Annotated in this window: 14 protein-coding genes and 3 tRNA genes; 12 read left to right on the top strand and 5 right to left on the bottom strand. The window is 73.7% G+C overall.

Annotated elements, in window-relative coordinates; translation table 11 throughout:
- Positions 1 to 86: 86 nt before the first annotated feature.
- Positions 87 to 290: a hypothetical protein gene (locus JHD21_RS15115; RefSeq protein WP_292676875.1), complete on the bottom strand. Its 204-nt coding sequence runs from the start codon at positions 288 to 290 to the stop codon at positions 87 to 89.
- A gap of 64 nt (positions 291 to 354) precedes the next feature.
- On the opposite strand from JHD21_RS15115, the gene JHD21_RS15110 reads away from it, so the two are divergent.
- From JHD21_RS15110 to JHD21_RS15095, 4 genes are all read left to right on the top strand, one after another.
- Positions 355 to 741 carry a hypothetical protein gene (locus JHD21_RS15110; RefSeq protein WP_292676873.1) on the top strand — a complete coding sequence of 129 codons (387 nt, stop codon included), beginning with the start codon at positions 355 to 357 and terminating at the stop codon, positions 739 to 741.
- A gap of 70 nt (positions 742 to 811) precedes the next feature.
- On the top strand, positions 812 to 2863 hold the full coding sequence (locus JHD21_RS15105; protein ID WP_292676871.1) for a hypothetical protein: 2052 nt from the start codon (positions 812 to 814) through the stop codon (positions 2861 to 2863).
- 10 nt (positions 2864 to 2873) lie between these two features.
- Positions 2874 to 3767 carry a hypothetical protein gene (locus JHD21_RS15100; RefSeq protein ID WP_292676869.1) on the top strand — a complete coding sequence of 298 codons (894 nt, stop codon included), beginning with the start codon at positions 2874 to 2876 and terminating at the stop codon, positions 3765 to 3767.
- An 82-nt stretch (positions 3768 to 3849) separates the two neighbouring features.
- Positions 3850 to 4089 carry a DUF6458 family protein gene (locus JHD21_RS15095; RefSeq protein ID WP_292676867.1) on the top strand — a complete coding sequence of 80 codons (240 nt, stop codon included), beginning with the start codon at positions 3850 to 3852 and terminating at the stop codon, positions 4087 to 4089.
- Between the two features lie 30 nt (positions 4090 to 4119).
- Here the strand turns inward: JHD21_RS15095 and JHD21_RS15090 are convergent, their stop codons facing one another.
- Both JHD21_RS15090 and JHD21_RS15085 read right to left on the bottom strand, forming a co-directional pair.
- Positions 4120 to 5001 carry an NAD(P)H-hydrate dehydratase gene (locus JHD21_RS15090; protein WP_292676865.1) on the bottom strand — a complete coding sequence of 294 codons (882 nt, stop codon included), beginning with the start codon at positions 4999 to 5001 and terminating at the stop codon, positions 4120 to 4122.
- On the bottom strand, positions 4991 to 5737 hold the full coding sequence (locus JHD21_RS15085) for a histidine phosphatase family protein (protein WP_292676863.1): 747 nt from the start codon (positions 5735 to 5737) through the stop codon (positions 4991 to 4993). Before JHD21_RS15085 ends, JHD21_RS15090 begins: the two co-directional genes overlap by 11 nt.
- 121 nt (positions 5738 to 5858) lie before the next feature.
- Here JHD21_RS15085 and JHD21_RS15080 point away from each other — a divergent pair, with 121 nt between their 5' ends.
- From JHD21_RS15080 to JHD21_RS15055, 6 genes are all read left to right on the top strand, one after another.
- On the top strand, positions 5859 to 6575 hold the full coding sequence (locus JHD21_RS15080) for an LppX_LprAFG lipoprotein (protein WP_292676861.1): 717 nt from the start codon (positions 5859 to 5861) through the stop codon (positions 6573 to 6575).
- Positions 6572 to 8362 carry an MFS transporter gene (locus JHD21_RS15075; RefSeq protein ID WP_292676859.1) on the top strand — a complete coding sequence of 597 codons (1791 nt, stop codon included), beginning with the start codon at positions 6572 to 6574 and terminating at the stop codon, positions 8360 to 8362. Before JHD21_RS15080 ends, JHD21_RS15075 begins: the two co-directional genes overlap by 4 nt.
- 34 nt (positions 8363 to 8396) lie before the next feature.
- Positions 8397 to 9140 carry a hypothetical protein gene (locus JHD21_RS15070; protein WP_292676858.1) on the top strand — a complete coding sequence of 248 codons (744 nt, stop codon included), beginning with the start codon at positions 8397 to 8399 and terminating at the stop codon, positions 9138 to 9140.
- Between the two features lie 134 nt (positions 9141 to 9274).
- Positions 9275 to 9883 carry a copper chaperone PCu(A)C gene (locus tag JHD21_RS15065; protein WP_292676855.1) on the top strand — a complete coding sequence of 203 codons (609 nt, stop codon included), beginning with the start codon at positions 9275 to 9277 and terminating at the stop codon, positions 9881 to 9883.
- Complete coding sequence (locus JHD21_RS15060; protein WP_292676853.1) at positions 9883 to 11172, top strand: Dyp-type peroxidase; 1290 nt, start codon at positions 9883 to 9885, stop codon at positions 11170 to 11172. Before JHD21_RS15065 ends, JHD21_RS15060 begins: the two co-directional genes overlap by 1 nt.
- Positions 11169 to 11726 (top strand): copper resistance CopC family protein, encoded by a 558-nt coding sequence (locus JHD21_RS15055; protein ID WP_292676851.1) that lies wholly within the window; start codon positions 11169 to 11171, stop codon positions 11724 to 11726. The genes JHD21_RS15060 and JHD21_RS15055 overlap by 4 nt, the downstream gene beginning before the upstream one ends.
- Here JHD21_RS15055 and JHD21_RS15050 read toward each other — a convergent pair.
- Together JHD21_RS15050 and JHD21_RS15045 are read right to left on the bottom strand one after the other, a co-directional pair.
- Entirely contained in the window at positions 11723 to 12661 is a 939-nt protein-coding gene (locus JHD21_RS15050) for a hypothetical protein (RefSeq protein ID WP_292676850.1), read from the bottom strand. The two genes, JHD21_RS15055 and JHD21_RS15050, sit on opposite strands and share 4 nt — an antisense overlap.
- Positions 12662 to 12763: 102 nt before the next feature.
- Positions 12764 to 12837, bottom strand: a tRNA-Phe gene (locus JHD21_RS15045).
- Between the two features lie 117 nt (positions 12838 to 12954).
- On the opposite strand from JHD21_RS15045, the gene JHD21_RS15040 reads away from it, so the two are divergent.
- Both JHD21_RS15040 and JHD21_RS15035 read left to right on the top strand, forming a co-directional pair.
- Positions 12955 to 13027 (top strand) — tRNA-Glu (locus JHD21_RS15040).
- 23 nt (positions 13028 to 13050) lie between these two features.
- A tRNA-Glu gene (locus JHD21_RS15035) sits at positions 13051 to 13131 on the top strand.
- Positions 13132 to 13287 lie beyond the last annotated feature (156 nt).

Genomic DNA, 13287 nt, shown 5'->3' with positions numbered 1-13287 from the left:
CCGTCCGTCCAGCCGGCCACCCCAGGGTGGTCTGGACCCTCTGGGTCATCCGATCGGAGGAGACGTGCTGAGACCCCTCCACCGGCTCACCGGGAGGGCTCGGGGATCTCGCACTCGACCTTGGGGTTCACCCCGGCGTAGTTGAGCGGGCCGGCCACGATCGTCAGGGCGGTGTCGCCGAACGTCTTGCAGCTGACGTCGCGCCCGTCACCGTAGTAGCCGCGCTGGCCCGCGGCGACGATGCCGATGACCAGCCAGGCGAGGACCAGGAGTCCGATGAGGCTGCGCATGCGGAACCGGTACCCGGCGGACCGGGCTCTTGACGCCAGCGCGTTGACGGGTGATCTTTCCGGCATGCAGCGCGAGCCGCACCAGAACGTGGCGACCGTCCTGGTCGACCCCGTCGTGCAGCGTGAGCTCGAGCTGGACCTGATGGCCCGGGACCTCTGGTTGTGGCCGGTCGCCACCGCCCCGGTCTGCATCGACGGCCCGCGCCAGGCCTTCCAGATCCGCCGCCGGATGATCGAGGGCCGGCGTGGCGCCTGGGACGACGCCGCCGGGTGGGAGCCGGTCTGGATCGCGTTCGGGGACAGCTGGTACGACGGCGCGGAGCCGCTGCCGTGGGCGGCGCACCAGGCGCTCTGGAGCGTGCTGGCGACGTACCAGCAGCACGTCCACCACGTGCGCCGGCTCGGCGGGGTACCGCGGCTCGACCTGCCCCGGGACCGGGTCGCGGGCTAGTGGAGCGGGCTAGTCGAGATAGCCCGAACAGGTGAAAGACAGGTCGGAAGAACCGACCTAGGGTCGCTGGGTGCCACGACTCGAGCTGTCCCGGGGACTCGCCCTCAGTGCCATCAGTGCCCTCGCCGTGACCGGGGTCGCCACGATTCTTCCGGCGGGCACCGCCAGCGCTGCGGGCCCGGGGGTGGTCTTCGTCAGCCTCTTCAACGAGGGGAACGGCGCGTCGGCCCGCTACGACGGGTACGACAGCTCGGTCGCGCTGGTCGCACAGCGGCTCGACCCCGCGGCGGCCATCGCGTTCGAGTACAACCTGGACCCGACCGCGGGCGACTCCTCGTCCGGGTGGACCGCGATCGCCGGCGCACCCAGCATGGTGGGGGAGCTCGCAACCCTCGGCTGGACACCCGACCCGGCACTGACGGGGCGACAGGTCGCCGTGCGCGCCGTGGCCAGCGCGGCGGGCGGCACGACCTACTCCACCCAGCACGGGGTCGCGATCGCCCGTGCGGAGTGGGGGACCGAGGCGGTCACCGCTGGACGGGCCGCGTTCGCGCCCAGCACCGTCGGCTTCTTCCAGCAGCCCTACGCCGACAGTGGACGGACCGCCACGCGGGCCGCCGTCCAGGGCCTCACCTCCGCGACCGGTGGCACGGCCCAGGTCGCGTGGTGGGACCCGGCCAGCCAGTCGCTCCGGGGCAGGGTGGACGCCGCCGTCCGGCCCACCGAGCTCAAGGTGAGCCCAGGCACCTCCATCCCTGGCGGCGGGGCCTACTCCGCCGACCTCGACATCACCGCGTTCGGTGCCGCGGACGGCGACGTCATCGCCCTGGCGGTCGAGCTCGACACCGACGACGTCAACGTCACCCAGCTCGCTGCTCAGACCGTCGGGAGCATCTCCGCCAACGCGCAGGACGTCCCGGCCGGGCAGCCGAGCAGGGTCGTCATCGAGGTCTTCGACTCCGGGCCCGCGGGGTCGATCGCGGGCGCCGAGGTCCGGCGCATGAGCGACGGGTCGCTCGTCGGCTACACGGACGGCGACGGCAGAGTCGTCGACTCGGCGACCGGCGGCTCGGTGAGCGACTACTACGTCAACACGACCGATGCCGACGCCTACGAAGCGGGGACGGACGTCACCAGCACGACCCAGGTCTACACAGCCACGGCCAGCAGTGCGGACCCGGAGCTCCGGGACGGACGGGTGTTCGACGACGACGAGTACGCCGCCGGCGACATCGTCCTCCAGGTCAGCGACGACTTCCGGCTCCCGGTGGCCGGAGCCGACGTCGAGTACCGGTTGTACCCGACCGGTTCCACCCCGCCGGCGGGGTACCAGACCGCGACGTCCGACGCGCAGGGCCGCGCGCTCATCCCGTTCGCCCCGCAGGGACCGGACGGCTCCTACACCCTGGACTACCACCTGCCGTCGGAGAGCGACCAGAGCGTCACCTTCACGGCCGGCGACGCGGGCCTTGCCATGACACCGGCGAACGCCGAAGCGGCGCCCGGCGGCCAGGTCGCCGTGACCGGCACGCTGAGCGTGGCCGGCACCCCGCTGTCGAACCGCCGGGTCGCGGCGGCGTACACCCGGGGGATCGAGCTGGTGCCCGGCACGACCGCGGACGCGGCTCTCGCCGACGGCGCCGCCCGCGTGCTCTCGCTCACCTCGAGCACCGACCCGCTCGGGGTGGTCGCGTACGTGGTCGACGACCCGGCCGAGAAGCCGCAGGGCGCCGAGACCGGCGGCAAGCTCGGCCTGTCGACGCTGGCTGCGGCCGGCGCGGGCGTGAGCCTGGGCGGCAACCCCGCCGAGACCGCGAGCCTGGCCACGACCTTCGGCTCCCAGAAGGGCAAGGCCAAGGTCAAGCTCAAGGGCTCCAGCGCCGGCGCCAAGGACAAGCTGGTCGTCAAGGGGCCGGACTCGGTGCTGGGCGAGAGGGTCAAGTTCTTCCGGGTCGTCGGCGGCAAGCTGAAGTCCATCAAGGCCAAGAAGCTGAACAAGAAGGGCGACACCGTCCTCAAGGTGGGCGACGCCAACGGCGACGCCGTCACGACCTACGTCGTGAAGCTGCTCCCCAGCGACCGGGTCCAGGGCTCGAAGTCGAAGAAGCTGAAGCTGGACTGAGGCTCCGTCCATGGTGACCGCGCAGGTGCTGCCGATGCCGGACGAGCGGCTGGAGCAGTGGCGGGCCGTCTCGACGACGACCGCGGTGCCGCTCCCCGAACCGGTCGACGGTGACGGGTACGAGGCGGTGGTCCTCGTGCTGGACGGCGTGGAGGTGGGCGGCGCGCTGCTGACGTACGACGAGCAGGGCGGCCGGCGCCGGGCCTTGGTGCGCCGGCTGCACACGACCCTTCCCCGCGCCGCCCACAGCGACTGGGGAGCAGTGCTCGCGGCGGTGGAGGAGCGCGTCCGGCGGCGCGGGGTGCAGGTCCTGGTCACCTCGGTCCCGCCCGACCTGGCCGGCGCCTTCCGCGAGGCCGGCTACCAGGCCACGATGACCACCGTGTCCAAGCGCCTGGACCCCGGCTCCGCGCCGGAGCTCCAGGAGGACCGGCGGGTGTCGGTGCGGGCGATGACGCCGGTTGAACGGCGCGAGTTCGCGTCCGAGGCGATGGGGTTCCTGCGTGAGGGGATGGAGCGCGCCGGCGTGCTGGCCGGCGCGGGTGCCGACCTCAGCGAGCTGGCCGACCGGGTGGCCCGGTTGGCGGAGGAGCCCTCGCCCGAGGGCGAGCTGCTGATGATGGGGCTGGTCGACGGCGAACCGGTCGGCCGCGCCTGGGCGACCCTGGTGACCGATGACGAGGGCGCCGTCGACTTCCACGGCAACACCATCGACCTGTTCCCGCGGTACCGGGGCCAGGGCCTGACCCGGTCGTTCCTCGGCGCGCTGCGGCGCCACGTGCACGAGCTCGGGGTGCGCGACGTGCTGCTCCGCGTCTACGCCCACGACGCCGGGGCCCGGCGCACCTTCGTCGACAACGGGGCGGGGGTCGACGACGTCCACCTCCGCAAGGACCTGATCTGAGCGGTTTCGGGTACCGGGAGGTCAGGTGCTGCCCTCGTGGGGAGCCTGCGTCGGGCTGCACCCCCGAGAGAAGGAGCACGTCATGGGCTATGGCCTTGGAGCATTCCTGCTGGCGGTCGGCCTCGTGCTGGCCTTGGCGGTCACCGACTCGGTCAGCGGTGTCGACCTCACGATGGTGGGCTGGATCCTCGCCGCCGTCGGCCTGCTCGCCCTGGTGCTGACTGCGGTCACGGCCAACCGCGCCCGGGGCGTGCGCAGCGTCGAGACGACGCAGCACGGCGACGGCAGCCACACGGTCAGCGAGCGCCGTACCGAGATCTGACCTAATCTGACCGGGATCTGAGGGTCTCGCTCAGCGCACCAGGTCGAGCACGTAGGGCACCTCGCCGGGGAGCTCGGAGGCCAGGAAGCCGACCTGGCCGACCCGTCCGCTGAGCCGCTCCCCGGCCTGGGCGTGCAGGAAGGCACCCCACACGGCAGCCTGGGCCGGCTCCGCCCCGCGGGCGAGCAGCCCCGTCACGAGGCCGGCCTGGACGTCACCGGATCCGGAGACGCCGAGCCCGGGACCGCCGCCGCGGACGACCCACGCGTCCCCGTCGGGGGTCACGACGTGCTTCTCGGTCCCGCCGTGGAGCACGACGACGCCGCAGCGCGCCGCGACCCGGGCGGCCACCGCCGCCAGCCCCTCGTCCCGGGCCGCGTCCTCGGAGCAGCCGTCGGTCTTCGCGAGCTCGGTGGTGTTGACCGTGAGCACCGCCTGGCCCTCGAGGTGGCGGGCGCCGTCGGGCACGGCCGTGAGGAACGCCGACGCGAGCGCGTCGATGACCACCGGCGTGCGGATCGCCGCGAGGACGTCCCCCACCAGGCGGACGGCCTGGTCCCGTCCGGTCAGGCCCGGACCCAGGAGGAGGGCGTCGACCCCGGCGCACTCGTCGACGAGCAGCGGTGCCGCCTCGGGGTCGACGTGTCCGTCAGCGGTGGCGGCGAGCGGGACGGTCGCACACTCGGGCAGGACCAGTCCGAGGACCGCAGTCGCCGACTCCACCGTCGCGATGCGCAGCTTGCCGGCGCCGGCGCGCAGAGCGGCCTCGCCGGCCAGTCGCACGGCGCCCGACGAGGACCGGCTGCCGCCGGCGACGAGGACCCGGCCGCGGGCGTCCTTCCCCTGGCCCGGCTCGGGCAGCGTCCAGTCCCGCAGGGTCGCCAGCGTCACGACCTCCGGGTCAGCGGCCACGGGCTGCCTCCTGCTCGGGCTGCTCGGTGACGTCGGCCGACGACTCCTCGAGGTGGTCGGTGCCGGCGAACTCGGTCAGCTCCAGCCGGTCTCCCGACCGGCGGTAGCGGGTCACCGAGGCGTTGGGGATGGTGACGGTGCGGTCGATCTCGAGGATCTCCTCCTCGGACAGCGACTCCAGCACGTAGCGGAACCCCATGATCACGGCCTGGTGGGTGAACAGCCAGACCCGCTCCCCGTCGCAGTCCTCACGGACGTCGGTGAGGAGGCTGCGGACCCGCAGCACGACGTCGGCCCAGCTCTCGCCGCTCGGGGGCTGGTAGTAGAACTTCCCCAGCTTCTTGCGCCGGGCCGCCTCGTCGGGGTGCCGGCTCCGGATCCCGGCGCCGGTCAGGCCGTCGAGGATGCCCAGGTCACGCTCGCGGAGCCGCTCGTCGACGTCCGGCTCGAGGGCGAGCGGCTCGAGGGCCACGACGGCGGTCTCGGCGGCACGCCGGTAGGGGCTGGTCACGGCGCGCGTGGGCCGAGCATCGTCGTCGAGGCCCTCCAGCCAGGCTGCGAGCCCCTCGGCCTGCTCCCGGCCGGAGTCGGACAGGTCCACGTCGGCGTCCCGGTCGGCGAGGTCGAGCACCTCGGAGCCCGCCTCGCGGGCGGCGTCGTCGGCGGCGTTCCCCGCACTGTGCCCGTGGCGGACGAGGACGATCTCGACAGGTCCGCTCCTCCAGCGTGGGAGCACGGGCAACAACCTCCTGCGGAGCGGGGACGGTGGCGAGGTCTGCGGTACCCATCCGGGGCGCCGGGCCAGGTGTGACTTCCGACCCTTCCTGTACCCCTGGCGCCGGGGAGACGCTGCTGGCATGGCCATGCCCAGCGACGACGCGGGCTCCGCGAGGCGCGTGTCCGCCCTCGTCGGTGTCCTGCTCGCCGCGGGGATGTCCCTGAGCGGGTGCTCCGACGACGACCCGGTGCAGGGCCCGCCCGGCAAGGTCCTGCCCGCGGCCAGGGACGCCCTGGTCACGACCAGCGGGGTCTCGCTGTCGCTGACCACCGAGGAGCTGCCGTCCGAGGTGGACGGTGTGCTGGAGGCGACAGGGGTCGCGACCCGAGCACCGGCCTTCGAGGGTGAGCTGACGGTCAGCCTGAACGGCCTGGACGTCGACGTCCCCGTCATCTCGGTCGACGGCACGGTCTACGCCCAGCTCCCCTTCACCGCCTCGTTCGCCGAGGTCAACCCCGCCGACTACGGCGCGCCAGACCCCGCCCAGCTGATGGCGTCCGGGACGGGGATCGCGGCCTGGCTGACAGAGGCGACGGAGGTCGAGAGCGGCGACCAGGTCCGTCAGGGCGACACGGTCCTGAGCACCTACACCGGCACGTTGAGCGGTCAGGTGGTCGACGCCTCGATCCCGAGTGCCGACGCGGACGCCGACTTCCCGGTCGTCTTCCGCATCGACGACGCCGGACGGCTGCGATCGGTCGTCATCTCCGGGCCCTTCTACGGCGACAAGGGTGAGGTCGAGTACACGGTCGCGCTCGACGACTACGGGACCACCAAGGACATCGAGGCACCATGACCGGGGCGGACGGCGCGCCGTCCACAGGCACCCCGACCGTCGACCGTGGGGGGCGGCTGCTGCTGGGCCTCGCGGCGGTCGCCGTGGGGTTCGCCGCGGCCGACAACTACGTCGTCGTCCTGGCCCTGCCCGACATGATGGGCTCGGCCGGCCTGTCGGCCGAGGACCTCCAGCAGGCGGCACCCATCATCTCCGGCTTCCTCCTGGGATACATCGCCATCCTCCCGCTCATCGGCCGGATCGCCGACGTCCGCGGGCGGCTGCCGGTGCTCGTGGGCTCCCTGGTCGTCTTCGGCCTCGGGTCGGTCATCACCGCGGCGGCGTACGACCTGCCCAGCGTGGTGGTGGGCAGGCTCGTCCAAGGGGTGGGGGCCGGCGGGCTGCTGCCCGCGACGCTGGCGCTGGTCGCGGACCTGTACCCGCCGCGCCGTCGCGGCCTGCCGCTGGGCGTGGTCGGCGCCGTCCAGGAGCTGGGCAACGTGGCCGGGCCCGTGTACGGCGCGGTGGTGCTCGCCTTCGCGGGCTGGCGGACGATCTTCTGGATCAACCTCGCGGTCGCCCTGGTGCTCGCGGCCGTCATCCGGATGCGCCGTGCCACGTACGCCGACGAGCGGCCGGCACGGCGGCGGCTCGACGCCGTGGGCGCGCTGCTGGCAGTGACCGCGCTCGCCGGCGCGGTGCTGGTGATGCTCCAGCCCGCGCGGGTGCTCGAGGACGTCACCTGGGGGCCGGTGCTGCTCCCGCTCGTCGGAGAAGGACGCTGGCTCTCGCCGGTGGCACTGGCCGCGACGGCCTGCCTCGGGCTCCTGGTCCTCCGGTGCCTGGTCGCCCGCGAGCCGCTGCTCGACCTGCGCGGCTGGAGCCGGACGCTGGCCCAGGTCGACCTGGTCGGCTCGCTGCTGCTCGCGGTGGCCCTGGCCGGCGTCATCGTGGCCTTCGCGTCCGCCGACCCGGAGGCGGACCTGGTCGGGCCGTCGGGTGCCTGGCTGCTCGCGCTGAGCTGTGTCGCCGCCGTGCTCTTCTGGCGACGCAACCGCCGGGTGGCCCGCCCGCTGGTGCCGAACGGCGCAGTCGCGGCCCGGCAGGCCTGGGGCGCGCTCGCGGTGAGCTTCTTCGTGGGGGTGGCGGTGATCGCGGCCCTGGTCGACATCCCGATCTTCGCGCGGCTGACCGTCTACAACGACTCGCAGCTGATGGCCGCCCTGGTGCTGCTCAGGTTCCTCGTCGGACTGCCCGTCGGGGCCTTCCTCGGCGGTTGGCTCACCCGGCACCTGGACGCCGGGGTCGTGACCGCGCTCGGCATGGTCGTCTCCGCGGGTGGCTTCGTGTGGATGTCGCGCTGGCCGTTCGAGGCGCTCGAGCACACGTGGGCCACGGTGCCGCTCGTCGCCGCGGGACTCGGGGTCGGGCTGGCGATGGCTCCCGTCAACGCGGCCCTGCTGGCGGCCACGCGGTCGTCGGTCCACGGCCTGGTCAGCGCGCTGCTGATCGTCTCCCGGACGGTGGGCAAGCTGGTCGGGATCAGCGTGCTGACCACGATCGGCCTGCACCGCTACTACGCCGCGCAGTCGGACCTGCCCGAGCCGATGGAGGTGTGCGGGGCGGGGGACAGCCGCTGCGCGGAGTTCAGCCGGCTCCTCCAGGACGCCGCCCTCACCCAGCTGCACACGACGTTCCTGGGCGCCGCGGTCAGCTGCGTCCTCGCCGGGGGGCTGGCCCTGGTCGTGCTGCGCGGGGCGGACACCCGCGAGGTCCGCACCTCGGCGTTCCAGGCGGGGGTCGGCTGACCGGGTGGCCGGTTCGCTGGCCAGGTCCGTGCCCGTGCCAGACTCCTGGGTCGTGGAGGGGCGGATGGCCGCGGGCGTGCTGTGGGCGCGCGCCGTCGCGCTCGGCGCGGTGACGATCTTCCTCGGTGTCGCCGGCCACGTCAGCTCCGACGGCCTGCTCCCGGGGGCGACCGGGGTCACGTTCCTGGGCGCCGTCGCCGTCCTCTCGTCGCTTCCCGTCGTCGGTCGCCGGATCACGCGCCGGGCGATGCTCGGGCACGTGGTGGCCGGCCAGGCCGTGGTCCACGTCGCCCTGACCCTGACCGCCGGTCACCGCGGGACGACCCACGGGACGCCGTCACCAGGGCCCGGGGCTGCTCCTCCGACGGCCTCGCTGCCGACGGTGGACGGGCAGCGGGTCGGGTCCCTGCACGACGCCTACCAGTCGGGCCAGTCGGGCCAGTCGGGCCAGTCGGTCGTGGACCAGCTCCCGGTCGGCACGGGAGCGCCGTCGCCCCTGGTCCACCTCGTCGAGGACCTCTCCGCCCACGCGCCGATGATGGCCGCCCACCTCACGGCGGCCGCGCTGGTGGCGCTCTGGCTCGCTCATGGCGAGCGCCTGCTGTGGGACCTCGTGGCGCTGCTCGGCCGCCGCCTCGCCGAGGTGCTGACGGTGCCCGCCGCGAGCGTGGCCCCTCGGGCCTCCCTGTGGGTGCCCGTCCGACACGACGCCACGGCCGCCGCCCTGTTCCGGCTCATCGGCCCGCACCCTCGCCGAGGTCCCCCGCTGCCCGCCTGACCAGGCCCTCCGTGCCTGGTCGACGACGTACCACCCGCGCCGCGGTCGTCTGACGACCGGTGCCGCGCGGGTCCTACTCATTCGTTCGGGGCGCTGCGGCGACGCGCGCCCCAGGCAGACAGAAGGACACGTTCATGACCGCTCACCTGACCACTCGCAGCCTCGGCTCGTCCCTCGCCTCGTTGGCCGTCGTCGGCGCGCTCGCCGGCGGGCTCACCGCCTGCGGGGACGACACCTCCGGCTCCACCGGCTCCTCCAGCTCCTCAGGCTCCTCCAGCTCCTCAGGCCCTTCCCCCGCCTCGTCCGGAACGCTCGACGCCGCCGCGTCGCTCACCGTGACCGACCCGTGGGTGAAGGCCGCCGACAGCGGCATGACCGCCGCGTTCGGGACCCTCGTCAACACCGGGGACACCGACGTGGTCGTCACCTCGGCCAGCGGCGACATCGCGTCCACGATGGAGCTCCACGAGACCGTGGAGAACGCCGACGGCAGCATGGCGATGCAGCCCAAGGAGGGCGGGTTCGTGGTGCCGGCCGGCGGCGAGCACGAGCTGGCGCCCGGCGGCGACCACCTGATGATCATGGGCCTCACCAGGCCCGCGACGCCCGGCGAGGTCCTCACGGTCACGCTCACGCTCGGGGACGGCAGCACCCTGGAGGTCGAGGCGACCGTCAAGAGCTTCTCGGGCGCGGACGAGGAGTACCAGGGCGACGGCATGGACATGGACTCCGGGTCCGAGTGATGGCCGTGAATCCACGATGGGGCCGCCGAGCGGTCCTGCGCACCGGCGCCGCCGCTCTCGGCGGCGCCGGCACCGGCTGGTCGGCCGCCGTGGCGCTCGACGGGTCTCGGTCCGTCGGGGCCGTCGGGGCAGCCGGAGCGCCGGGTACGACGGACGCGGGCGCCCCCGCTGCCGCCATCGCGTCGGAACCCGAGCTCGGCAACCAGACGGTGCCCTTCCACGGTCCGCGCCAGTCCGGCGTCGCGACCCCACCCCAGGCGCACCTCTCGCTGCTGGGGCTCGACCTGCACCAGGCGGACCGAGGCGTCCTCGAGCGGCTGATGCGGCTGCTCAGCGACGACGCGGCCCGGCTGTCCCGGGGTCTTCCGGCACTGGCGGACACCGAGCCCGAGCTCGCCGCCAGGCCCGCGCGGCTGACCATGACGTTCGGGTTCGGGCCGAGGCTGATGACCGACCTCGTGCCCGACGCCGGAGGTGCCTTCGACGCGCTGCCCGACTTCGGGACCGACCGGCTGGACCCCGCCTGGGGACAGACCGACGTGGCCGTGCAGATCTGCGCCGACGACCCGCTCACCGTCGCCCACGCGCGCCGGATGGTCCTGAAGGACTGCGTCGGCCTGGCGAGGCTCCGGTGGGTCCAGCACGGGTTCCGCCGGGCGCGGGGGGCCGAGCCCGACGGCACCACCATGCGGAACGTCCTCGGCCAGGTGGACGGCACCGTGAACCCCGACCAGGCCGACCCGGACTTCGACCAGCTCGTCTGGCGTGCGTCCGAGCCGCTCGCGGGCGGCACGGTCATGGTGGTCCGCCGGATCCGGGCGCGGATGGAGGCCTGGGACAAGGTGGACCGCGCGGGGCGCGAGGCGGTGGTCGGCCGTCGTCTCGACAACGGGGCTCCCCTGACGGGGACGCGCGAGCACGACGAGCCGGACTTCGAGGCGACCGACCGGCTCGGGTTCCCCGTGATCGACCCGGCGAGCCACGTCGCCCGGGCGCGCAGCGACGACCCGGCGGAGCGGTTCCTGCGCCGCGGCTACAACTACGCGGTGCCGGACCCGGCCCGGCCCTCGGGCGAGGACTCGGGGCTGGTCTTCATCGCCTACGCGGCCGACGTGGGTCGCCAGTTCGTGCCGGTCCAGCGCCGGCTGGCCGAGCTCGACCGGCTCAACACGTGGGTCACCACGATCGGGAGCGCCGTCTACGCCGTCCCGCCCGGTGCGGCGGAGGGGGAGTTCGTCGGGCAGCGGCTCCTCGGCGCCGCTCCGCCAGCCGCCGAGGCGCGGTCGTGAGGGTCGCCGCCGGGCTCGCCGGCGGGGTCCTGGTCACCCTGGGAGTGCTGCTGGCCCTGGTGTCGATCCCGTCGCCCGCGGCCGCGCACGCGACGCTGTTGGCCTCCACGCCCGAGGACGGCGACGTGCTGGACGCGTTGCCGGACCGGGTCTCGCTCGAGTTCACCGAGGACCTGGCGCAGCCGGCGTACGTCATCGTGCGAGCACCCGACGGCGCCGCGGTGACGGAGGGGGAACCCGAGGTGCGGGGTGCCCTCGTCACCCAGATGCTGGCCGGCGCCGACCTCACGGGCACCTACGCCATCGCCTACCGCGTCGTCGCCGAGGACGGCCACCCGCTCACCGGTGAGGTCCGGTTCTCGGTCGGGACGCCGACGGGGGGTCCGTCCGGATCGGTCTCAGCGGGCAGCGCTCCCCGGGACGAGGTGGCCACGACCACGACCGCGGAGCCGGATCCGGAGACGTCGACGCGCCGCATCGACGTCGCGGTGCCGGCCGGCCTGTTCGCCGTGGCGCTGGTGCTGCTGGCCTGGTCCCGGCGGAAGGAGACCTAGCGATCGGGCTTGGTGATGCGGAAGGTGACCTTGGCCGGCTTCTTCTCGGGGACGCCCACCCGGCTGGTCGCCCGGATCCGGACCGTGTGCTTCCCGAGGGAGAACCGCTTGGTGAACGCCGAGGAGCACGTCTTGTAGGGCTTGTCGTCCACCTGGCACTGGAACGTCGAGCGCCGGACCGTGGACTTGAACGCGATGGCGACGATGCGCGAGGCGGAGACCGCCGCGGGGGCCTTGGTGATCTTGGTGTTCGGCCGCTTGCACGTCGCGGCGTCCTGCGTGCCGGCACCGAGGGGGCACCCGTCCTGGGTGACATCGCCGAAGCCGTCCACGTCCGTGTCCGGCTCGACCGTGGCCGCGAGGTTGACGAGATAGGGCGCGTCCGTGTCCGCCGGGGTGTAGGCGCTGGCCGTGTCGGCGGCGAACGGCTCCTGGTAGCTGACCTCGTCGCCTGCCACCCCGATCACGCCACAGGCGAGTCCGGTGACGTCGACGTGGATGCCGAGCACCTGGCCGGCGAGGACCGGGATCCGGACCGCGAAGGTGTTGAGAGTGTTCGGGACGACCGCGAGGGAGGGCGACCGCCCGGCGATGGTCGTGGGCACCGAGACCGCGGGGGTGCCGGCAAGCACCAGCACCCGGATGTGGCCACCGGCAACGGAGTTCGCCTGGTGGGTGACGGACGTGATCACGCCGTCGTGGGGCACCGTGTAGGAGGGGCCGCCGGAGTGGATGGTGCTCGGAGCGACAGCCATCTGCTCGGCGCAGTCGGCCGGGACCCCGGCCGTGGAGCCGATCACGGTGGCGACGGCCGCGGGCGCCGCGGTCGCCGCGGTCGGCGCGGGTGGCGCGGGTGACGCGGGCGTGGCGGACACGGGTGCGGCGACGGCCAGCGCAGCCACGATGACGGGAACCAGCAGCGCCTGCCTCGACATGCGCAGGAATCTAGCCCAGTCCGCTCCCCGGCGCCCCCGACCGGGGCGAGACCATCGGTACGAGGACGCCCCCGCCGTTTCCGGCGGGGGCGTCGATGCTCGTGGGCAGGGGCGGGGTCGAACCGCCGACCTTCCACTTTTCAGGCGGACGCTCGTACCAACTGAGCTACCTGCCCGAGCGAGTGGAAACCCTACAGGAGCAGCGCGGTCGGTTCCGAACCGTGGGCCTCCCGGTCGGCCGGTCGGCTTTGGCCGGGTCGTCGTCCCGCCTCTATCCTGGGGCCTGCTGTCCGGCCCCCATCGTCTAGCGGCCCAGGACCCCGCCCTTTCACGGCGGTAGCACGGGTTCGAATCCCGTTGGGGGTGCCGATCCTCCTGTAGGAGGTCCGGCCCCCATCGTCTAGCGGGCGGGTCACCGATGACCCCGCCCTTTCACGGCGGTAGCACGGGTTCGAATCCCGTTGGGGGTGCCGATCCTCCTGTAGGGAGTCCCGTGGAAGGTCCGGGTCCCGCGATTGGGAGTGACCGCAGGCCGTAAGTTAGAGTCACGACGCTTCACGCAGTGGAGCAGCCTGGCCCCGTAGCGCAGTTGGTTAGCGCGCCGCCCTGTCACGGCGGAGGCCGCG

Source organism: Nocardioides sp., from assembly GCF_016462705.1.
Lineage (GTDB): Bacteria > Actinomycetota > Actinomycetes > Propionibacteriales > Nocardioidaceae > Nocardioides.
Note: the sequence above shows the minus strand (reverse complement) of the source record. Positions and strands in the feature narration are given on the sequence as shown.

What these genes read in the sequence shown, in the direction of transcription:
- JHD21_RS15115 (WP_292676875.1), bottom strand. Translation starts at nt 290, where the DNA reads ATGCGCAGCCTCATCGGACTCCTGGTCCTCGCCTGGCTGGTCATCGGC.
- JHD21_RS15060 (WP_292676853.1), top strand. Translation starts at nt 9,883, where the DNA reads ATGGCCGTGAATCCACGATGGGGCCGCCGAGCGGTCCTGCGCACCGGC.
- JHD21_RS15050 (WP_292676850.1), bottom strand. Translation starts at nt 12,661, where the DNA reads ATGTCGAGGCAGGCGCTGCTGGTTCCCGTCATCGTGGCTGCGCTGGCC.
- JHD21_RS15080 (WP_292676861.1), top strand. Translation starts at nt 5,859, where the DNA reads ATGGCCATGCCCAGCGACGACGCGGGCTCCGCGAGGCGCGTGTCCGCC.
- JHD21_RS15110 (WP_292676873.1), top strand. Translation starts at nt 355, where the DNA reads ATGCAGCGCGAGCCGCACCAGAACGTGGCGACCGTCCTGGTCGACCCC.
- JHD21_RS15100 (WP_292676869.1), top strand. Translation starts at nt 2,874, where the DNA reads ATGGTGACCGCGCAGGTGCTGCCGATGCCGGACGAGCGGCTGGAGCAG.
- JHD21_RS15065 (WP_292676855.1), top strand. Translation starts at nt 9,275, where the DNA reads ATGACCGCTCACCTGACCACTCGCAGCCTCGGCTCGTCCCTCGCCTCG.
- JHD21_RS15095 (WP_292676867.1), top strand. Translation starts at nt 3,850, where the DNA reads ATGGGCTATGGCCTTGGAGCATTCCTGCTGGCGGTCGGCCTCGTGCTG.
- JHD21_RS15075 (WP_292676859.1), top strand. Translation starts at nt 6,572, where the DNA reads ATGACCGGGGCGGACGGCGCGCCGTCCACAGGCACCCCGACCGTCGAC.